This is a genomic window from Labrenzia sp. VG12, from assembly GCF_002237595.1.
Taxonomy (GTDB): Bacteria; Pseudomonadota; Alphaproteobacteria; order Rhizobiales; family Stappiaceae; genus Roseibium.
Genome location: NZ_CP022529.1, coordinates 4,004,859 through 4,024,353 on the forward strand (window position 1 = coordinate 4,004,859; position 19,495 = coordinate 4,024,353).

Annotated in this window: 17 protein-coding genes; 11 read left to right on the forward strand and 6 right to left on the reverse strand. The window is 60.6% G+C overall.

Annotation, left to right across the window (positions count from 1 at the left end; translation table 11 throughout):
- Positions 1–163: 163 nt before the first annotated feature.
- Entirely contained in the window at positions 164–2,434 is a 2,271-nt protein-coding gene (locus CHH27_RS18575) for a hypothetical protein (RefSeq protein ID WP_094072910.1), read from the forward strand.
- Positions 2,435–2,436: 2 nt separating this feature from the next.
- Positions 2,437–3,636, forward strand: a complete 1,200-nt coding sequence (locus CHH27_RS18580; protein WP_094072911.1) for a hypothetical protein — start codon at positions 2,437–2,439, stop codon at positions 3,634–3,636.
- A 248-nt stretch (positions 3,637–3,884) separates the two neighbouring features.
- Here CHH27_RS18580 and phnF read toward each other — a convergent pair whose 3' ends face one another.
- Positions 3,885–4,619, reverse strand: coding sequence for a phosphonate metabolism transcriptional regulator PhnF (gene phnF / locus CHH27_RS18585; protein WP_094072912.1), 735 nt, complete (start codon positions 4,617–4,619; stop codon positions 3,885–3,887).
- 136 nt (positions 4,620–4,755) lie between these two features.
- Between phnF and phnG the strand changes: the two genes are divergently transcribed.
- The 9 genes from phnG to phnN all read left to right on the forward strand — a co-directional run bounded on the left by phnG (position 4,756) and on the right by phnN (position 12,026).
- Complete coding sequence (gene phnG, locus CHH27_RS18590) at positions 4,756–5,241, forward strand: phosphonate C-P lyase system protein PhnG (RefSeq protein WP_094072913.1); 486 nt, start codon at positions 4,756–4,758, stop codon at positions 5,239–5,241.
- Positions 5,241–5,885, forward strand: coding sequence for a phosphonate C-P lyase system protein PhnH (gene phnH, locus CHH27_RS18595; RefSeq protein ID WP_094072914.1), 645 nt, complete (start codon positions 5,241–5,243; stop codon positions 5,883–5,885). The genes phnG and phnH overlap by 1 nt, the downstream gene beginning before the upstream one ends.
- A gap of 4 nt (positions 5,886–5,889) precedes the next feature.
- Positions 5,890–7,029 (forward strand): carbon-phosphorus lyase complex subunit PhnI, encoded by a 1,140-nt coding sequence (locus CHH27_RS18600; RefSeq protein WP_094072915.1) that lies wholly within the window; start codon positions 5,890–5,892, stop codon positions 7,027–7,029.
- Positions 7,026–7,955 (forward strand): alpha-D-ribose 1-methylphosphonate 5-phosphate C-P-lyase PhnJ, encoded by a 930-nt coding sequence (locus tag CHH27_RS18605; RefSeq protein ID WP_094072916.1) that lies wholly within the window; start codon positions 7,026–7,028, stop codon positions 7,953–7,955. The genes CHH27_RS18600 and CHH27_RS18605 overlap by 4 nt, the downstream gene beginning before the upstream one ends.
- Positions 7,952–8,740, forward strand: a complete 789-nt coding sequence (gene phnK / locus CHH27_RS18610) for a phosphonate C-P lyase system protein PhnK (protein ID WP_094072917.1) — start codon at positions 7,952–7,954, stop codon at positions 8,738–8,740. Before CHH27_RS18605 ends, phnK begins: the two co-directional genes overlap by 4 nt.
- 12 nt (positions 8,741–8,752) lie before the next feature.
- A complete protein-coding gene (gene phnL, locus CHH27_RS18615; protein WP_094072918.1) occupies positions 8,753–9,457 on the forward strand; it encodes a phosphonate C-P lyase system protein PhnL in 705 nt (234 codons plus the stop codon).
- Between the two features lie 106 nt (positions 9,458–9,563).
- Positions 9,564–10,313 carry a DUF1045 domain-containing protein gene (locus CHH27_RS18620; protein ID WP_094072919.1) on the forward strand — a complete coding sequence of 250 codons (750 nt, stop codon included), beginning with the start codon at positions 9,564–9,566 and terminating at the stop codon, positions 10,311–10,313.
- Positions 10,310–11,455 carry an alpha-D-ribose 1-methylphosphonate 5-triphosphate diphosphatase gene (locus tag CHH27_RS18625; protein ID WP_094072920.1) on the forward strand — a complete coding sequence of 382 codons (1,146 nt, stop codon included), beginning with the start codon at positions 10,310–10,312 and terminating at the stop codon, positions 11,453–11,455. The genes CHH27_RS18620 and CHH27_RS18625 overlap by 4 nt, the downstream gene beginning before the upstream one ends.
- The gene (gene phnN, locus CHH27_RS18630; protein WP_247646128.1) at positions 11,448–12,026 is read left to right on the forward strand and encodes a phosphonate metabolism protein/1,5-bisphosphokinase (PRPP-forming) PhnN; all 579 of its coding nucleotides are present in this window, start codon (positions 11,448–11,450) and stop codon (positions 12,024–12,026) included. Before CHH27_RS18625 ends, phnN begins: the two co-directional genes overlap by 8 nt.
- A 114-nt stretch (positions 12,027–12,140) precedes the next feature.
- Here phnN and CHH27_RS18635 read toward each other — a convergent pair whose 3' ends face one another.
- The 5 genes from CHH27_RS18635 to CHH27_RS18655 all read right to left on the reverse strand — a co-directional run bounded on the left by CHH27_RS18635 (position 12,141) and on the right by CHH27_RS18655 (position 19,429).
- Positions 12,141–12,491, reverse strand: a complete 351-nt coding sequence (locus CHH27_RS18635) for a hypothetical protein (protein WP_094072921.1) — start codon at positions 12,489–12,491, stop codon at positions 12,141–12,143.
- 179 nt (positions 12,492–12,670) lie between these two features.
- Positions 12,671–15,565: an AsmA family protein gene (locus CHH27_RS18640; RefSeq protein ID WP_094072922.1), complete on the reverse strand. Its 2,895-nt coding sequence runs from the start codon at positions 15,563–15,565 to the stop codon at positions 12,671–12,673.
- A 126-nt stretch (positions 15,566–15,691) separates the two neighbouring features.
- The gene (locus tag CHH27_RS18645) at positions 15,692–16,849 is read right to left on the reverse strand and encodes a DUF1513 domain-containing protein (RefSeq protein WP_094072923.1); all 1,158 of its coding nucleotides are present in this window, start codon (positions 16,847–16,849) and stop codon (positions 15,692–15,694) included.
- A complete protein-coding gene (locus tag CHH27_RS18650; protein ID WP_094072924.1) occupies positions 16,830–17,900 on the reverse strand; it encodes an imelysin family protein in 1,071 nt (356 codons plus the stop codon). The genes CHH27_RS18645 and CHH27_RS18650 overlap by 20 nt, the downstream gene beginning before the upstream one ends.
- Complete coding sequence (locus CHH27_RS18655) at positions 17,900–19,429, reverse strand: di-heme oxidoredictase family protein (protein ID WP_094074856.1); 1,530 nt, start codon at positions 19,427–19,429, stop codon at positions 17,900–17,902. Before CHH27_RS18655 ends, CHH27_RS18650 begins: the two co-directional genes overlap by 1 nt.
- Positions 19,430–19,495: the final 66 nt, after the last annotated feature.

Here is a 19,495-nt window from a genome sequence, read left to right on the forward strand (position 1 = left end):
AACAAAGCACGCAACTCATTTGCGTGTATAGCCCTCTGACTTTCTTAGGTATTTGAGCTTCGGTTGTAGAAACAAATTGCACTCGACACTCATTGCAATCAAAGTGAGGCACATAAACTATATTGGCTAATTTGGCGACAGTGTAGAGAGACTAAGACTACAAATGGCGCACTACAGCATCAACTTTGCACCGCTGTCAGTGGGCGGGGACACAACAGCGTTGATCGGACGGCAACCTTACGATGACGAGCATCTTCGTGAACTTCGCCAGGAATTCTCGCGCACCCATGTATTCAGGCGCGATCAGGATACAATCATCGATATCCCGATCAGGGACGACCGCGAACCACTAGGTAATTTACGCGAAGAGATTGACCTGGCAAAAGACAGGCTGATGCTACCTTCCCTATTCTCGTCAGCACTGCTGCGCTTGTTTAGCGGACAAAGGCAAATCCTATCTGATAGACCTGTGAGTGTGCTCGGCGATGCGTCGCGGGGAATGATTGGCCACTCAGCCTTGCCGTCTTGGATACAAAAACGAACGGGGCTTCGTTTCGACACAAGGCCGATCTATACCAAGAACAGAATTCTCGGCGTTGTCTGCGAAGCGAGATCGAAAAACCTCGTTCTAGGAACATGCGCCGACTTGCTCTCGAAAGGGGTTTCTCTAGAAGGCAGATATGTCCAGATCGAAGTGCAGCCCTACGATACACGTCTGATGACGAGACGGCGACTAATCGGAAAAGTGAGGGAGGTTCGGGGCGATGACCTTGTGCTCGAAGATCATGCCGAAGGGTTTGAAACGGTTGCCGCAAGGGATGCGTTTCTAGAAGGACGCCGAGAGACACTGAACAGTTGCGTCAGACAAATCCTCGGCAGGGACGCAGAACAGGTCCTCGCGCAAGCGGAGGCGCTCGAAGCAGAATTTCATTCAGGTCCGAAACGGAAGGAACAGATTGAAAGGGCCCTCGATTTTTTGAGGAAGAAGGATCTCGAAGCAGTCCCGGGCGCAAAGGTAACAATTGGCGAGACGTTATCTTCGGCAGCAGCCGGTTTTCCGAGCACCGAAACTATACCGAAGCCGTTTCTCGTTTTTGATCCCAGCGGCTCGCGAAAAGATGATTGGGCAGAACGTGGAATTAAGAAAAACGGGCCATATGATCAAAGGACGTTTAGCCCCAAACAGCTCAATATAGCTGTCATTTGCCAAGCGCATTATGAGGGACAAGTTGATCGCTTTGTCGCAAAGTTTCTTGACGGGATGCCTGACGCGGTAAGTGGCAACAAGATTCCTCGATACGGTGATGGCTTTCTGCGTCGATTTCAGTTGGAGCGCCCCAATCTGGAATTCTTCACGGCTCGCAGCTCTTCGACCGATGACTATCAAGCTGCAAGCCATCGCGCCTTGTCAAAGGCAAGTGATGAGGGCTTCAAATGGGATCTTGCTCTTGTTCAAGTTGAAGAAGAGTTCAAATCCTTGGATGACGGGAGCAACCCATATTTCGCGACAAAATCGACATTTTTAAAGCGAGACGTTCCCGTGCAGAGCGTACTTCTTGAAACGATGGGACAACCCAACGGTAAACTCGTTTTCTCCTTAAATCATTTGAGCCTTGCTACGTACGCTAAACTTGGCGGCACCCCGTGGCTTTTGGCCTCACCGCAAACCGTAGCCCATGAACTTGTGATCGGTCTTGGTTCGCATTCGGTTTCTGCAAGTCGCATCGGCGCACGGAAAAGGTTCGTCGGTATTACGACAGTTTTCTCAAGTGACGGAAGCTATCTTCTGACCGATCGCACTGCCGTCGTACCGTTCGAAGAGTATTCAGACGCTCTCTATGCAACCCTGAAACGTGCGATAACCACGGTTCGAAAGCAAGACAATTGGCGGAGTACGGACAAGGTCAGGCTTGTCTTCCATGTGTTCAAGCCACTCAAAGATACAGAAGCAGAAGCAGTTGAGCAGACTGTGAAAGACTTAAATTTAGATAACGTGACTTTCGCGTTCATCCATATTGCACAAAGTCATCCTTACCTGATTTTCGACAACAAGCAGAAGGGTATCGGATACCGAGATCCGAAAAAGGGTGTACTTGGTCCGTCACGAGGTCTGCATATCAAGTTAGGCGACAGAGAATCTCTTGTCGTCTTTTCAGGGGCTTCGGAATTGAAACAGGCTAGTGACGGCATGCCGCGACCTTGCCTACTCAAATTGCATCGCCTTTCCACTTTCAAGGACATGACATATCTCGCACGTCAGGCCTTCGAATTCGCGGGGCACTCGTGGCGCATGCTTGCGCCGGAACCGTTTCCAATCACAATTCGCTATTCTGACCTAATTGCTGAACGACTGTCAGGCCTAAGCAGCGTCAGTGGGTGGGATGCAGAAGCTGTAAGGTTCGGTCAGATCGGCAAAACATTGTGGTTTCTGTAGCCATGGTAGATCTGTTCGACATACGCGTTTCTCTTGAAGCTAAAATCGCGCATCAGAAGGGCTTACCTTGCCATGTCGCGGCCTTTATCAGTTGGTTTATTTCGGACGAAGGAGAGCTTCGCAGACGAATAAATGAAGTTGTTGCCTTGCCCATTCAAGCTCGAAACCCGGAGCATGTGGCTGCACTCGGTTACGGCGCCTCAAGCGGCCTTCTTTCAGACACAGAGCGCAATATTTTCGGCGAAGAAATTGCTCATCTTCAGGGACGAAAATTTTTTGTCGCAGGGAGGCCGCCTCGCTTTGAGGTAGACGGTCCTGCCCTACTGGGCGTTGCTCTCGGTACTGCCACATTTGACGATTCTGACACGCAACAATGGTTGACCAACTTACTCGAACTTTCATCGAAGGAAGTTTCGAACGACGATTGGCAGCTAGGTCTGATCCGCGCGGGAAGAGTTTGTTTGGGTGAACTCGGCATCGAGATCCACCCTAAAGATTTAGTGGTCGCGCTTGCGGCAAAAGGGCTTATTGAACCGACAACGGAAGATTTGCAGGAAGGTTGGGCTCTTTCATCTTCCTTGCAGCAGCACCATTGCGGCCCCGAGCGCGATGCGGTGCGGTTGACAGCTTTCGACTATGTGCTGGCCCGTCTTGGACAAATCACAATTGGCGCGATGACTCGGGAAAACCTAGTGCAGCTTCTACAGAGCATTTCACGTTCGATGCGACTCTGGACCTTCGAGAGCAAACCAAGAACATCAAAGTCCGCAATTGCACGGTGGGAAATTGAAAACGAATACCATGTCCAAAACCTTCTTTGGGCAATTCTTGCACCTGTGCTTCCCGACCTAGAAGATGAAGAAAATCTTCCATCGATTGGTCACAAAAACCCGCGTGCCGATCTTTGCGTGCCAAGCTTGCGAACAATTATTGAGGTCAAGTTCATGCGCAGGACAGGACGAGCTGCGTGTGCGGAGATCACCGAGGAGATCGCCGCAGATGCAAGTCTTTATCTGAGTAATACGTCGGACTATGACAACATCGTATGCTTCGTGTGGGATGACTGTGCCCAAACAGAGCAGCATGACGAGTTGAAAGCGGGATTGGAGGCGATTAGGGGCGTATCGGCGGCGGTAATCCTTTCTCGTCCGTCTAAGATGGCAATGAACGCAGCTCAGGTCCTCAGGAATTCCAGATCCTAATCACAATAAAATCCATTGGACGGATCCGAGGTACTTTGCAGCATCTCGAAGAAGTCCGTTATTGGAACTTCGGCGCTCCTCTGAAATGATCGACTTGGGCGCGCAGCAACAGTTCGTTGCTTGATCATCGAGTGGCTGCGAGGGGCCGAAGGCTAATGCTGAAATTGTCCGAGCGAATGTCCGCTTAGGTGAGCAAACTCCTAGCAGCCGACAGTACCCTCCCGGAACCATTCGAGTCATTGCACCCATCACCCATCCACCACCAACTGCATCCGGTCCGCCGCCACCCGCCCGCGCGTATATTGCAGCGGCTGGCCCTCCCCATCCAGATTGATGCTCTCCACCACCATCACGGGCTGGCCCAAAGCTATCCCGAGTTGCTGGGCGTCCCTGGCCTCGACCAGTTCGGCGGTGATGCGGGTTTCCTTGCGGCTGTAGTCTGAGATGCCGGCGCGTTTCAGGGCCTCGGTGATGGAGCCGCTGTCGGCATAATCAGCGACGAAATTCGGCACCCGCTCCCGAACGAACCAGCTGGTGGCAACGATCATCGGGATGCCGTCGGCGACCCGTAACGACTCCACCCGGATCAACATGGTGCCGAGCGGCACGGACAGCTGGTTGGCCAGAAGCGCGTCGGCCTCTTCCAGGGCCGAGCCGATGATGCGGCCGTCCGGGGCCCGGTTCTGGCCGGAGACGATTTCCGAAAACCGCGTGCGCGGCCCGATCGGGTAGCTCAAGGGGGCGGAGGCCACAAAGGTGCCGCGGCCCTGGTCGGCGCGCAGGATGCCCTCGGCGGTCAGGGCGGCAATCGCCCTGCGCACCGTGTGCCGGTTGACGCCGAAGCGGGCGGCCAACTCGGATTCAGGCGGCAAACGGCTGCCTTTTTCAAAGGCGCCGCTGACGATTTCCGCCTTCAGCGTTTCCATGATCTGCCGCCAGACGGCAATGCCCGCGCTGCGGTCAAGAGTTGTGTGCGTCGTCATGCGCCCGTCATCAAATTTCGGTACCAAAGAGTCAACCTGATTATTTGTCTAGACAAATAGACAAATCAAGTTTAGACAAGCCTCGAATTTTCAAGTTCACACCCGCAAGGACCGCCCAACCCAAAAGGCGCGCTTCATGACAGACACCACCACTCCCGACCTCACCGCCAGCCTGGCGCCCGGCGCGACCGGCGCCCGGCAGTCCCTGATGGCAACGCTGGCAGCCGCAACGCCGGAAGCCGTTGCCGAACGCTATGACACCCTGACCCCGCCGTCCTTCGAACTGGTGCGCCAGCCGGAAACCGGCCTGGTGATGGTCCGCGGCCGCATGGGCGGCACCGGCAGCCCGTTCAACCTCGGCGAAGTCACGGTCACCCGCTGCGTTGTCCGCCTTGGCACCGGCGAGACCGGCAGTTCCTACAGCCTCGGCCGCAACAAGCAGAAAGCCCTGCAGTCGGCCGTCATCGACGCGCTGTGGCAGCGCGACGACATGAAGGCCAGCATCGAGGCGGAGATCATCACGCCGCTTGCCGAGGCGCAAAGCGCCGACAAGGACACGGTGCGCGAGGAAACCGAGGCCACCAAGGTCAACTTCTTCACCATGGTGCGGGGAGACAATTGATGACATCTGCAAATGGGACTTTGGCAGAGAGCGCTTCGGCCGCGACGCCGCTGGCCGCCGGTTTTGCCGATCCGGTGCATGACGCCCAGGGCGCCTTCCGCACCATCATGAACGCCATGGCCCGTCCGGGCACGCAGCACGCGCTCGATACCGGCCGCCTGACGCCGCCCGCGCCTCTGACACCGCTGGCCGCCACCATCGCGCTGACGCTGTTCGACTATGACACGCCGGTCTGGCTCGACAAGCCGCTGATGGCTTCGGACGCCGTCAAGCAGTTCCTGCGCTTTCACACCGGCGCGCCGATTGTCAGCGAGCCGGTCGAGGCGGCCTTCGCGCTGGTCTCGGCCCCGGTCACCATGATCCCGCTGGCGAGCTTCAACCAGGGCTCGGCGGAATATCCGGACCGCTCGACCACGGTGATCCTGACCGGACAGTCGTTCGAGGACGGACCGATGGTGATGTTCGAAGGCCCGGGCATCAAGGACACGATCCTCTTCAAGTCGGGCCCGGTGCCGCCGGTCTTCTGGGACCAGGTGATTGCCAACAACCGCCAGTTCCCGCGCGGCATCGACCTCATCTTCGCCGGCGGCGACAAGCTTGCCGCCCTGCCCCGTTCCACCCGCATCACACTGCAGGAGGGCTGAGCCCATGTATGTTGCCGTCAAGGGTGGCGAAAAAGCCATCCGCAACGCCCACAAGCTCACCGCCAAGCGCCGCCGGGGCGACACCTCCGTTCCCGCGCTGACGCTTGACCAGATCGCCGAGCAGCTGAGCCATTCCGTGGCCCGCGTCATGGGCGAAGGCTCGCTCTATGACGAAGGCCTTGCCGCGCTGGCCATCAAGCAGGCCAGGGGCGACCTGATCGAGGCCGCCTTCCTGATGCGTGCCTATCGCACCACGCTGCCGCGCTTCGGTTACAGCCAGCCCGTCGACACCGGCGCCATGCTGGTCGAGCGCCGGGTCTCGGCCACCTACAAGGATCTTCCAGGTGGCCAGGTGCTCGGCCCGACCTTCGACTACAGCCACCGCCTGCTCGATTTTGCCCTTGCCGCCGAGGATGACGGCAGCACCCCTGAAGAAGTGGAAACCGCCGAGCCACACGAAACGGCGATGCCCCGCGTCACCGATCTTCTGGGCGATGAAGGCCTGATGGAGCCGGACCCGGTCACCGATGAAGACACGCCCATCGGCGATCTGACCCGCGAGCCGCTGTCCTTCCCCGCCGACCGGGACCTGCGCCTGCAGAATCTGGCCCGCGGCGACGAGGGCTTCCTGCTGGCGCTCGCCTATTCCACCCAGCGCGGCTATGGCCGCACGCACCCCTTTGCCGGCGAGATCCGCTTTGGCGAGGTCGAGGTGGAGTTTTTTGCAGAAGAGCTCGGCTTTGCCGTCACGCTTGGCACCATCAAGGTGACCGAGTGCCAGATGATCAACCAGTTCAAGGGCTCTGCCAAGGCCGCGCCGACCTTCACACGCGGCTATGGCCTGGTCTTCGGCCAGGTGGAGCGGAAGGCCATGTCCATGGCCATGGTGGACCGCTCGCTTCGCTGGGAAGAACTCGGCGAGGAACAGGTCGCCCCGGCGCAGGATGTCGAATTTGTCCTGTCCCATTCCGACAACATCCAGGCAACCGGCTTCGTCGAACACCTGAAGCTGCCGCATTACGTCGATTTCCAGGCCGAACTCGGCCTTGTGCGCCAGATGCGCGCCGAGTGGTTCGAAAAACGCCGCCAGGAAGACGCCGACACGGAAGAAGAGGGCGTGAGCGCCCAGGAGGCCGCAGAATGAACGACACGGCTCAGATCTACGACCAGGGCGAATATAATTTCGCCTATCTGGACGAACAGACCAAACGCATGATCCGCCGGGCGATCCTGAAGGGCATCGCCATCCCGGGCTACCAGGTGCCGTTCGCCTCGCGCGAAATGCCGATGCCCTATGGCTGGGGCACGGGCGGGGTGCAGGTGACCGCCGCGATCCTCGGGCAGAACGACTGCCTGAAGATGATCGACCAGGGCTCCGACGACACCACCAACGCGGTGTCCCTGCGCGGTTTCTTCGAAAAGACCGCCGGCATCCGCACCACCTACGAGACCGCGGAAGCCACCGTCATCCAGACCCGCCACCGCATCCCGGAAAAGACCCTGACCGAAGACCAGGTTCTGGTGTTCCAGGTGCCGATCCCCGAGCCGCTCCGCTTCCTGGAGCCGCGCGAGACGGAAACCCGCAAGATGCATGCGCTGGAAGATTATGGCCTGATGCATGTGAAGCTCTATGAGGACATCGCCAAGAACGGTCATATCGCCACGACCTATGCCTATCCGGTCAAGGTCAACGACCGCTACGTGATGGACCCTTCGCCGACGCCGAAATTCGACAACCCGAAGATCGACGAAATGGCCGCCCTGCAGCTTTACGGCGCCGGCCGCGAGAAACGCATCTACGCCATTCCGCCCTATACCAAGGTGAAGAGCCTCGACTTCGAGGACTACCCGTTCGAGGTGCAGACATTCGACAAGCCCTGCGGCCTGTGCGGCGCGGAAAATGTCTATCTCGACGAGGTCATCCTCGATGACAAGGGCGGGCGCATGTTCGTCTGTTCCGACAGCGACCATTGCGAGGAACGGCGCGCGGCGGGCCATGTCGGCCCGATGGCCGCCAGCCAGGCAGCCCACCAATTCGACGACACCAAGGCCGGGGAGGCCGCCCGATGACCGCCATCCAAGATCAGGACCCGCTGCTGCAGGTCCACAATGTGACCCGCTATTATGGCGACCGGGTCGGTTGCCTCGACGTCTCCTTCGACCTCTGGCCTGGCGAAGTGCTGGCCATTGTCGGCGAGAGCGGCTCCGGCAAGACCACGCTGCTCAACTGCCTGTCGACCCGCCTCGCACCGACCACCGGCGCCATCGAGTACCGCATGCGCGACGGTGCCATGCGCAACCTCTATCAGCTGACCGAGGCCGAACGCCGCCTTTTGATGCGCACCGACTGGGGCTTCGTGCACCAGAACGCGGCCGACGGCCTGCGCATGAACGTCTCCGCCGGCGCCAATGTCGGCGAGCGGCTGATGGCCATCGGCGACCGCCACTATGGCAACATCCGCTCCACCGCCGATGACTGGCTGGGCCGGGTGGAAATCGAGAGCGACCGCATCGACGACGATCCGCGGTCCTTTTCCGGCGGCATGCGCCAGCGCCTGCAGATCGCCCGAAATCTGGTGACCCGGCCGCGGCTGGTGTTCATGGACGAACCGACCGGCGGTCTTGATGTTTCGGTCCAGGCCCGTCTTCTGGATCTGCTGCGCCGGCTGGTGGCCGATCTCGGCCTCTCCGTGGTGATCGTCACCCACGACCTCGCCGTTGCCCGGCTGCTGTCGCACCGGATCATGGTCATGCGCCACGGCAATGTCATTGAAAGCGGCCTGACGGACCAGGTGCTCGACGATCCGCGCGAGCCCTATACCCAGCTGCTCGTTTCCTCCATTCTCCAGGTGTAAAGGATGCCAGATATGCCCGTACGCCTTTATCTCAACAATGTCGGCAAGACCTTCACCATGCATCTGCAGGGCGGCGCCGTCATTCCCGTGGTCAATCAGGTCGAATTCTCCGTCAATGCCGGCGAATGCGTGGTGCTTGGCGGCCCGTCCGGGGTCGGCAAGAGCTCGATCCTGAAAATGATCTACGGCAATTACCGCTGCGACCAGGGCCAGATCCTGGTCACGGTCACCGACGAGATCGTCAATGTGGCCGGCGCCGAACCGCGCAAGGTGCTCAAGCTGCGCGAAGACACGATTGGTTATGTCAGCCAGTTCCTGCGCACCATTCCGCGTGTCTCCGCCGAAGATGTCGTCGCCGAGCCGCTGATCGCGCAGGGCGCGAGCGAAGCCGAAGGGGTCGACACGGCGCGGGCGCTTCTCGCCCGGCTGAATGTGCCCGAGCGGCTCTGGACCCTGCCGCCGGCCACCTTCTCCGGCGGCGAGCAGCAGCGCGTCAACATCGCCCGCGGCTTCATTGCTCACTACCCGATCCTGCTCCTGGACGAGCCGACCGCCTCTCTGGATGCGGCCAACCGGGCCGTCGTGGTGCGCCTGGTGGAAGAGAAGAAGGCCAAGGGCGTTGCCATGGTCGGCATTCTCCACGACCAGGATGTGCGCGAGCAGATCGCCGACCGGATCATCGACGTCTCGGGCTTCGCCGCCGACGCGGCCGCCTGAGCCCGACAGAAGGAAATGCTTGCGGGCGGGTGGAAACTGTCACAGAACAGTCACCACCCGCCTATAGGCCATCACTCCGGCCTCTTTTGATATTGCGATTCTGACCATGCGCTACGCGATCTATTTTGCCGCCGACGCAGGCGATCCCCTCATGCAGCTCGGCAATCACTGGCTCGGGCGGGACCCTTTTACCGGCAACACCCTTAGACAACCGGCCATTGACGGCCTGGATGCCGGCCGCTTTGAAGCCCTGACCACGGATCCGCGCCGCTACGGGTTCCACGGCACGCTCAAGGCGCCGTTCTCGCTGAAAAACGGCAAGAGCGAAGCGGATCTCGTGGCCGCCTGCCAGGCCTTTGCCGCCGACATTGCCCCGTTTGAGATCAAGAGCCTCAGCGTCAATCCGCTTGGCCGATTTCTGGCCCTGACACCGGACCAGCCGGAAGCAGCGCTTTCCGCCTTCGCCGCGCTCTGCGTCCGCCGGTTCGAGCCTTTCCGGGCACCGCTCAGCGAAGCGGACCTGGAACGGCGCCGCAAGAGCGGCCTGTCGCCGAAGCTGGATAGCTACATGACCTCCTGGGGTTATCCCTACATCTTTGACGAATTCCGCTTCCACATGACGCTCTCCAACAAGCTGGAGAACGACACGGAAGCCGGCCTTCTGGCTTCGGCCGCAAAAACGCATTTTTCAGAGGTCACCGGCCAGCCGCGCACCTGCGCGCAGGTCGGACTTTATACCGAGCAGGAGCGCGGCGCTCCTTTCCAGGTCCATTCGATCTTCCAGCTGCACGGCGACACGTCGCCGGAAAACGCGCTCACCGAGATCGAAGGCCAAACCCGCAAGGAGACTGCATGAGCACGCATCCCAAAACCTTCAAGAACGCCCGCCTCATTCTGGCCGATGACGTTCTGGACGGGTCCCTGACGGTCGATGAAGCCGGGTTGATTTCCGAGGTCGGGTCTCCGACGGAAACCGAAGGTCATGACTGCGAAGGCGATTACCTTCTGCCCGGGCTTGTTGAGCTGCATACCGACCATCTGGAAACCCATTATGCCCCGCGCCCGAAAGTGCGCTGGAACGCGGTATCAGCCGTTCAGGCCCATGACGCCCAGATTGCCTGCTCCGGCATCACCACGGTGTTCGATGCCCTGCGGGTCGGCATGGACGAGGACGCGGACCTGCGCTATCCGGACATGCGCGCCCTGGCCGACGCCATTGATACCGGCCAGCGCGAAAACCGCCTGCGTGCCGATCACTTCATCCATCTGCGCTGCGAAGTCTCCGCCCCGGACGTGCTGGATGCCTTCAAGGTGTTCGAGGACGACGACAGCATCCGCCTGATCTCGCTGATGGATCACACGCCCGGTCAGCGCCAGTTCGTGTCGCTGGACGCCTACAAGATCTATTACCAGGGCAAGAAGGGCTTCACCGACGCCCAGATGGAAGAGTTCATCCAGAAGCGCCAGCAACGCGCCAGCGGCATCGCCCCGGCAAACCGCAAGAAGCTCTCCGAAATTGCCGGAGAGCGCGGCATTGCCATTGCCAGCCATGACGATGCCACGGTGGCTCACGTGGAGGAAGCGGTCGGTCTGAACACCAAGATCGCCGAATTCCCGACCACGCTGGAAGCGGCCAGGGCCTCTCATGAGGCCGGCATGGCCGTGCTGATGGGCGCGCCCAACGTGGTGCGCGGCGGATCGCATTCCGGCAACATCTCGGCCAGGGAACTCGCCGAAGCCGGCGTGCTTGACGTGCTCTCCTCCGACTATGTCCCGATCTCGCTGCTTCAGGCCGCCTTCCAGCTGGCCGAAGAAATCGAGGCGATCAGCCTGCCCAAGGCGGTGGCAACCGTCACGTCGACACCGGCCAACGCCATTGGTCTCACCGATCGCGGCATGATCACGCCGGGCCGCAGGGCTGATCTGATCCAGGTCAAGATGGTCGGTGCCATTCCGGTGGTGCGGGGCGTCTGGCGGGAAGGCAAGCGCGTTGCCTGACGCAGCCCTCAAAACGGCTGAAAAACTCGGCCCCGGACGCATGGTTCTGGTTGTCGGCCCGAGCGGGGCCGGCAAGGATACGCTGATGGACGCGCTCAAGGCGCGCCTTGCCGGGCGCAAGGATGTCTCCTTTGCCCGCCGGGCCATCACAAGGGTCGCCGATGCCAATGCGGAAGACCATGACACGCTCAGCCGGGAGGCCTTCGACCGGCTGGTCGCCGAAGGCGGCGTCGCGCTTTCTTGGGAGGCACACGGTCTCGGCTATGTCATCCCGAAGACTTATGACGATGCCATCCGCTCCGGAGAGACCGTCATCGCCAACGGCTCCCGCCGCGTCCTGAAACAGGCCGACGGCAAGTACCGGACCGCCATCACGCTGCTGATCACGGCCCCGGTCGAGGTTCTCGCCGGGCGCCTGGCCGCCCGCGGCCGGGAAAGCCGGGAAGACATTCAAAGACGGCTGGAACGCGCCGATCTGGAACCCGACAACGTTGCCAATCTCGTCCGGATCGAAAACACCGGCACGGTGGAAGAAGCGGTCGAGCGAATGATGGCCGCGCTAGAGCTCTAGAGAACGTCGCGTTTCATGAGATCCAATGATCCTCGGTTTTTGCGTTGAAATCTTTGATTTCAGACAGCGAAAACCGAGACCGGTTAAACGCGATTTGCTCTAATTCCAACCTCGTTACTGCACGAAAACGCAGAGCACGTTCTGGCTGAAAGTGAGCGCCTGCTCGTCGAGCTCGTCCTGGTAGTCGCCGTCAAAGGCATAGGCCATTTCGCGAAAATCCCGGGCGCTGCCCGTCAGGTCCGGCTCCCAGTCCTGCGGGTAAAGATCGGCCATGGCCTCTTCGTGTTGAACCACCAGATCGGCAAGGTGAAGGGCGCATCCAACCACATAGGCCCTGTACTGCATGCGCTTGACAGGGTCGAGCTCGTGAACATCCGGTTCCTGCAGCAATTGCCAGAACCCTATGACATTCATGCAGGCGGTCCGCATCAGACGGCCGCACTGCGCTTCGTTGGACCGGGACATGCTTGCCTCGCAAGATTCGCCTCGACCCTTCAAGCGTAGCAAGCCGCCTCAAAAGCGCAATGAACCTGAAGAGTCAGCGGCTACCTTTACACGTCCAGATTCCTTGAAAAGGAAATACTACCTGAAAAACAGCCGCTTAGCCGGTGGACAACACCCTGGCTGATACGGCCATGATCCTGTCAGTTCTTCTTCTTCTTGTTCCCGAACACATTGCCGAGAAGCCCTTGCGGCAGGCCGAAACCTTCCTCGACCGCCTTCAGAACCTCTTCGTCGTCGACCTTGCCCTCGATGACCTTTTCGACGTCGATCTGGGTGCGGCCGCCGGTCGCCCGCTCGATGACCTTGTTGGCCTGATCCACCAGTTCCTGCGAAGGCGCCTTGTCGCCCTTCAGGATCGAGATCAGCTCGCCGCCGGTCTTTTCCAGTTGTTTGTAGGCCGCTTCCGGATTTTCCAGGATGCCCTTGATGTCGGGATAGATGCGGGGATCGTTCCAGTTGCCTTCGATCACGATCGGCACACCGAGCCCGGCCAGCTTCTTGTCCTCGCCCTTGCGGCGCGGCTGGGGTGCCTGACCTTCAAGCGTCGGCACGATCTTCGGCTCAACCCGCCAGGACAGCCGTTGCGCAGGCATGTCGGTGGTGCCCTTGCCGGTCATGCGGATCAGCGGACCGATCAGAGAGAGGTCATTGGTCGTGGCGATGCCGTTCTGGATCTGAAAGCTTGCACCGAGCGAGCTGAAGTCGGTCTTGGCCGATGGATTGGTCTGCCAGCCAAGCAGGGTCTCGATCGATAGGCCTCGCACCATCTTCGGAATATTGATGCCGCGAATGGCGCCGTCGGCGAAATTGTAGCTGGCCGTGCCGTTCAGACCCTGCACCAGGGCCTGTTCGCTGCCTCCCCTCGACGTGACATCCAGATTGATGGTCGCCTTGCCTTCGATCCAGCCAAAATCCGCAGCATCACGCAGGACCGGATAGGCGTTGAGGTCGTTCATCGAGAATTTGGCCGAGAGTTCCGGCGTTGCCGCGGCGCCGTTCAGCGTCACCATGCCGGAGCCCTTGCCACCATAGAGCGCCAGATTTTCCAGATTGGCCGTCAGCACGCCGTTCTTGATCGTTGTCGACAACGCACTCTGGTCGATCTTGATCTTGTCCCAGCGGATTTCACGCGTGGTCAGCTTGAAATCGGCATCAATGGCTTTCAGGCCGGAAAAGTCGATCGGCGCTGTGCTCCAGCCCTGACTGTTTGTCCGCTGACCACCGCTGGCACCGCCAGAACCCGTTCCCTGGGAGCCACCCCCCGAAGCTTTCGACGCGCTCCCGAGATACGGATCAAGCACCAGTTCGCGCAGATCGAGCCGTGCGGTTACCGACGGTTTGCCGGCCAGCACAATCCGGCCATTCGCCTCTCCGGAGGTGTCATCCAGGGTGAAGCGCGTTTCTTCAAAAGACAGCGTCTCGCCCTTCACGCCAAAAATACCGGATGCCTTGAAGCGTTTCAGGCCGCCACCTGCACCGAGCGGTTGCCCCATCCAGGCCATCAGACCACGCAGATCGGCCGTTTCCAGATTGACAGCACCGTCAACCGCACCTGTTCTCGATGCCTGCCCGTTGAACCCGGCGCTGAGCCGGTTGCTTTTCACGGTTACGGAAACCGGTGCCGCATTGCCCGCAAGCAGCTGCGCCGTGGCTGCCTCGCCTGTCAGGCTGAAAGCCTCACCGCGCCAGGAGAGCGCACCGCTGAGGGAAATCGGGTTTTCCAGCCCTTCCAGCTCGACCTGCATGGCAAGATTGGTCAGCCGGTCGGCTTCCGGGTCGCCGCCAACGGCGGAGGCAAGACCCAGGCCGCCGATTTCACCTTCCGCGACGCGCACGGTCCCGTTGATGTCGAGCCCCGCAACCAGCTCCTCACCCGTCAGGCCGACCGTTTCAAAGGCGAGATCGGCGCTGAGTTTTCCGCTTGCGGGCAGGTTCTGGCCAGAAAGCTGCAGAAGATCGGCAATCGAGCCGTCTTTCAACACCACGCGACCGGAAATCTCCGGCACCAGTCCGGCGAGGTCCGCGTCCATGGCCCCACCGAGCGACAACTGGCCAAGCAACACATGCAGGTCCGCAACGGACACGGCGGCTTCGTTGCCTGCCACCTTGGCATCCAGCTTGAAGGCCCCCGGATCCGTTTCGATGTCCTGGCCGGCCAGGGCAGCCAGGGCTTTCAGGGAGGGTCCGGCAGCTTCCAGGGCCAAATCCGCCCGAGCCGGTTTGATACCGCCACTGCCGTCGATTTTCAGGCTGTTCTCGCCACTGGAAAGGGTCAGGGAAACGGGCACCTGTTCGCCAGCCACCATGCCAAGCGGATTGGACAGGGTTCCGGAGACACCGAGCGGGATGTCCTGCAGAACGAACCGGCTTTCCAGCGCCACCTCGCCCGCAAGGTCCGGTGCATTCAGGGTCAGGTCAAGATCACTGATCCGGATGGGCTGATCGGCGGACTGGTCCTTCCAGGTGACCGTACCGCCGGAGATCTGAAGCCGGTCGACACCAATGCTCTTCAAGTATCCTTGAGAGGGTGCAGAGGACGTTTCTTCGCCCGCTGCAGGGTCTGTTGCGGAGGAGGCCGGCGCGGCGGCCTCCGCCGAGGCCGGCGCGGCGGCCTCCGCCGAGGCCGGCGCATTGTCACCCGGCAAATCCCGGCGCGGCTCCCAGCTTGTGGTGCCATTTGGCCCGACTTCCAGATAGATGTTCGGCTGCTCCAGCGCGATGCCCGTCACATTGATATTGCCGGAAATCAGCCCGCCCCAGCCCAGGCCGAATTCGATCCGTTCGGCCTTGGCGAACTCGATGCCGTCGGCGCCCGCTTCGCCCGCAACACCAACCTTGTCGGCAGTCAGCGAGAAGGCTGGAAAGAGCGACAGCGACACGGGGCCATCAAGACGCAGTCGCCATCCGAGGCGCTGATCCACCTGTTGAACCACCTGACGCTTGATTTCGTCCTTGGGCAGGAACAGCGGCACCACCAGGACGATGGTCACCAGCATGAACAGCAAGCTGCCCAATCCGATCAAAAGCCGACGCATTATTCCGGTCTCCCCATGGCGAATCGGCCCCAATGTAGACCAATTGAGGCGGAACGTCGCGACACAGAGTGCCCGCCGAATTTGGCCAAAAACGGAACCTGCCTGTTTTGCAGCGGAAAGCGCGCTTCAGGAAAGTGCGAACATGTGGTTGTCCCAGGAAATTCCGGGAGGCCGCGCCAGGATTTCCGCCGGGTCCTGCGGGTCCGTTACCAGCGACAGCGCGCCATTGCCGTCGGAAACGAGGAAACTGCCCTGGTCGATCGGTGCGACGCCGCAACCGTCTGCGATGCTTTGGCTGCCGAGATAGTCCCCGGTCGCAGCGTTCCAGAACAGCGTCCGCCCGCCCCGCGGTGCAGAGGTGGCGATGACGTCGCCGGCCCGATTGGCCGTAACGGAGCCAATGTAATTCTGCAATTCCGCAGCCGTTTTGATCGGAATTTCCGTCAGGACCGGCGATCTGTCGCGCGAGAACAGGCCGACCAGAGGCGGCGTCTCAGTCTCCGGTCCTTCGAATTGCCCGCCGACCCAGGCACGTCCTTCCGCGTCAAGCGCCATGTGGCGCAAGGAGAGTTGATGCAGGTCTTTCTCGAGACGGTGTTCGGCCAGAATGTCGCCTGTCTCGCGGTCGAGAAAGACGACAGACGGAGACATTGTCTCAAGGTTGAGCTTTTCGCGGTCCTTGTCCGGGTGGGTTTCAATACCGCCATTGGCAACGATCAGCGTCTCGCCATCCGGGGAAAGCAGCAATTCGTGCGGCCCGATGCCACCGGTGTCCAGTTCGCCCAGACGGCGCATGTCCCTGCCGCTCATGTCGTAAACGCCGAGGACGCCGCGTGCGTTGTCAAAGTCGTTTTCAACGGCATAAAGCAGCCGGCCATCGGCCGAAAAACAGCCATGGCCAAAGAAGTGCCGACCCGCTTCCGCCGTCAGCACACGCGGTTCCTGCTCCTGAAACGGTCGTATGACGACCGCGAAAGTGCCAGGGCGACGGGCGAAAGCGACAAGGCATTGCCGATCCGGCGAAACCGCAACGCCGTGACCGCGACCAGGCAGAGAGACCTTTGCGAGGATCTGCCCCAGGTCATCAAAGATGCCGACACCATAGGCGCCATCCGCCTGTCGGAAGGCGCTCACCAACAGGGGAACGTCGTCGGCAGCATCACGTCCCAGAAGACTGGTGGCAAGCGTCGAGCGGGAAAAGGCCGGTGCAGCAGCCAGGCTGCCAAGCGCGGCCAGAAAACCGCGCCGCGACAGGCGCCGCGCCCTAGTCCCCGTCCAGGGCATTGAACCCTCCTGACAGGTCCAGAGCCCCGGCAATGCCCTGCAACAGGTCCTGGATCGATCCGACATTGATCACAAGAGCGGACGCCATGTTGTAGCTGCCGTTTTCGCCAAACGTGGTCCGCAGAGGCGGTTGAAGCTTTGCCAGATAGCCGTCCGCATTCTTGAATTCAAAGCCAAGCGTATCAAGAGTCCACTGGTCATCCGCCGACATCATGTCTTTGAGCGGCATGCTGAAAATCGCGTCCCGAACACCATCCAGTTCCGCGGTCAGATACGTGACCGCGTTGCCAGACCGTGAATAGGGAAAACGTCGCGGTTTTGCCTTTTCGGCACTGGTGCCAAGGGCCGGCAAAAGATCCTGGTCCTTGACGATGGTCAGCGCCGTGGTGAAGGCGTTGTAGACGGTTTCAAAGGCTTCCTTGGAAGACTGGAAGCGCGGGTTGTCGGCCCCGCCCGTCAGAAGCAGCGTGCGGTATCCGTCCGGGTCGGCCCAGTCAGCGGCGACCTCCCCCGAAATGGCCGCTGCGTTCCGGGCGATCGCCAGCGCATACCGGCAGGTGAAATCCCGGTTTTTTTCATCGCTGCCGAGAACAAGATTTGCCGACTTGTCGAAGGCAATCAGTTCAAAGGCGGTCAGGCTTTGAAGCGCGACACTTTTTTCCCTGAGACTTTGAACGTCAAGCACGCTCTCGTCTTTTGCCGCGTAGACCTTCCGGATCTGACGCTGCGCAATGCCGCGCGGATCCGGCAGGAAGGACAGCCGGTTGAGGCGGTCGTCCTCCAGCAAAGGACCAAAACGAAGAAAATGGATCCGGGCAAACCGGTCGACGGTTTCGGAAAATGCTGCCGTCAAGGCCTGCTGATTGGCCTCGCTGTTGTCAGCGCAAACAGTTTCAACTGCGCCAGGCAACTTGGCTGCAGCGGTGGCAAAATCCTGAGTTGCGGGCCCGATGTAACCGGAAATAACGGCCTGAAGCGGCGTGTTCAGGTCAGCAGCCCCGGCGGGCAAGGCCGGCAGGGAGATTGCCAGGGCGAGAAGTAGAGACCGCATCAAAGAGACTCCAAAAACCGAAGAAGAGACTGGCGATCCGCAGGCGAGAGCGCCACGACTGCATCGCGCGCCTGTTGGGCTTCGCCTCCGTGCCACAACACCGCTTCAAGCAGGTTGCGCGCCCGGCCGTCATGCAGGAAGCGGGTGTGATTGTTGACCGTCTCCGTCAAGCCAATACCCCAAAGCGGTGGCGTCCGCCACTCCCGGCCCGACGCGTCGCCAACCGGGCGACCATCCTCGAGCCCTTCGCCCATATCGTGCAGCAGGAAATCCGAGTAGGGCCAGATCAGCTGAAACCGGTGTGCCGGATTGTTTGCATCACGGCTGGTGACGAATTTCGGCTGGTGGCAGGACGTGCAGCCGGCTTCGTAAAACGCCTGTTTGCCCCTGAGAACCTCCGGGTCCTCCACGTCACGCCGGGCCGGAACCGCAAGGTTCTCGGAATAAAAGGTCACCAGTTCCATGACCGGATCCGGGGCTTCGGTGGGCCCGAGCTTGGCCTGTTCGCCATGGGGCAATTCCCGGCAGGCGGTCTGCGCTTCGGTGCAATCGCCATAATTGTCGGGCTTGTCCGGCGTTGAAATGCCGATGTCGCCGGAAAAGGCGCCGGCGGTCTGCGCCCGGATGGTCGGATTGCTGGCTTTCCAGCCGAAACGCCCGATCGTCAGATCATCCGTCTGAGGATCGCGCACCCGGCTGACCTTGCCGGAGATGCCGTCGCCATCCAGATCCTCCGGATCGGCCAATGCCTCAATGTCTCCCGGATGGATTGCCTGGATGAGGCCGAGGCCACTCATGGGCGGCGCCACCCGGGGCGACACCAGCGTCTCTGGATGCATGTCACCAAACCCGAGATCCCGGATATTGTAGACCGGGCGCTGCAGGATCGCCGTCTCCCCACCATTCAACGGCACCACGATCTCTTCCGTTTCGATATCGAACCGCCCTTCACCCGCAAGACCCGGGACGGCAAACGCCTGGAACTGGCCGCCATAGGTGGGTTCGGGCACGGACAGGATGTCTTTTTGCGTGAGCGCCTGGCGCTGGTCTTCCGTTTGCGGCGGAATGGACAGGCGCAGGAACAGCGACACGGCCTCGTCGCCCTCGCGCGGTGGCCGGCCACGACCATCCTTCAAATGGCAACCCTGGCAGGAGCGGGCATTGTAGAGCGGACCGAGCCCGTCTGACGCCTGGGTGGAAGAGGGCGAAGATGCCCAGAGTTTCTTGAAAAGGCCATTGCCGACCTTGAACAGATGCTGTTCCTCGAAGGTCAGATTTGCATTGGCATGGGAAAGCGCATCGCGGTTGGGTCTGCTTTGCGACGTGCCGGCACCGCCCTGCATCAACTCGAAGGGTTCCGCCCTTTGAAAATCCGTGGGGAAGGACAGCACTTTGGAGACTTTTGCCCGGTCCTGGGCCGACAGGTCGTTCCGGTGCGGGAGCGGGTCTGCGGAAAACGCCGGCTCTGCGGCCAGCCACATACACAAAAAGGCGCCCAACACAGCGCCGGAACCGGGAACCGGTTTCATGGATCGCATCCTGATTTTGCCGCGAGCCCCAATTCGCGGAAGACCCCGGTGGGCGGTCCTCGCCAC

Coding starts and splice junctions, on each gene's coding strand:
- CHH27_RS18600 (WP_094072915.1), top strand. CDS start 5,890: ATGTATGTTGCCGTCAAGGGTGGCGAAAAAGCCATCCGCAACGCCCAC.
- phnK (WP_094072917.1), top strand. CDS start 7,952: ATGACCGCCATCCAAGATCAGGACCCGCTGCTGCAGGTCCACAATGTG.
- CHH27_RS18635 (WP_094072921.1), bottom strand. CDS start 12,491: ATGTCCCGGTCCAACGAAGCGCAGTGCGGCCGTCTGATGCGGACCGCC.
- phnF (WP_094072912.1), bottom strand. CDS start 4,619: ATGACGACGCACACAACTCTTGACCGCAGCGCGGGCATTGCCGTCTGG.
- CHH27_RS18575 (WP_094072910.1), top strand. CDS start 164: ATGGCGCACTACAGCATCAACTTTGCACCGCTGTCAGTGGGCGGGGAC.
- CHH27_RS18645 (WP_094072923.1), bottom strand. CDS start 16,849: ATGCCCTGGACGGGGACTAGGGCGCGGCGCCTGTCGCGGCGCGGTTTT.
- phnG (WP_094072913.1), top strand. CDS start 4,756: ATGACAGACACCACCACTCCCGACCTCACCGCCAGCCTGGCGCCCGGC.
- CHH27_RS18655 (WP_094074856.1), bottom strand. CDS start 19,429: ATGAAACCGGTTCCCGGTTCCGGCGCTGTGTTGGGCGCCTTTTTGTGT.
- phnL (WP_094072918.1), top strand. CDS start 8,753: ATGCCCGTACGCCTTTATCTCAACAATGTCGGCAAGACCTTCACCATG.
- phnH (WP_094072914.1), top strand. CDS start 5,241: ATGACATCTGCAAATGGGACTTTGGCAGAGAGCGCTTCGGCCGCGACG.
- CHH27_RS18640 (WP_094072922.1), bottom strand. CDS start 15,565: ATGCGTCGGCTTTTGATCGGATTGGGCAGCTTGCTGTTCATGCTGGTG.
- CHH27_RS18620 (WP_094072919.1), top strand. CDS start 9,564: ATGCGCTACGCGATCTATTTTGCCGCCGACGCAGGCGATCCCCTCATG.
- CHH27_RS18580 (WP_094072911.1), top strand. CDS start 2,437: ATGGTAGATCTGTTCGACATACGCGTTTCTCTTGAAGCTAAAATCGCG.
- CHH27_RS18605 (WP_094072916.1), top strand. CDS start 7,026: ATGAACGACACGGCTCAGATCTACGACCAGGGCGAATATAATTTCGCC.
- CHH27_RS18625 (WP_094072920.1), top strand. CDS start 10,310: ATGAGCACGCATCCCAAAACCTTCAAGAACGCCCGCCTCATTCTGGCC.
- CHH27_RS18650 (WP_094072924.1), bottom strand. CDS start 17,900: ATGCGGTCTCTACTTCTCGCCCTGGCAATCTCCCTGCCGGCCTTGCCC.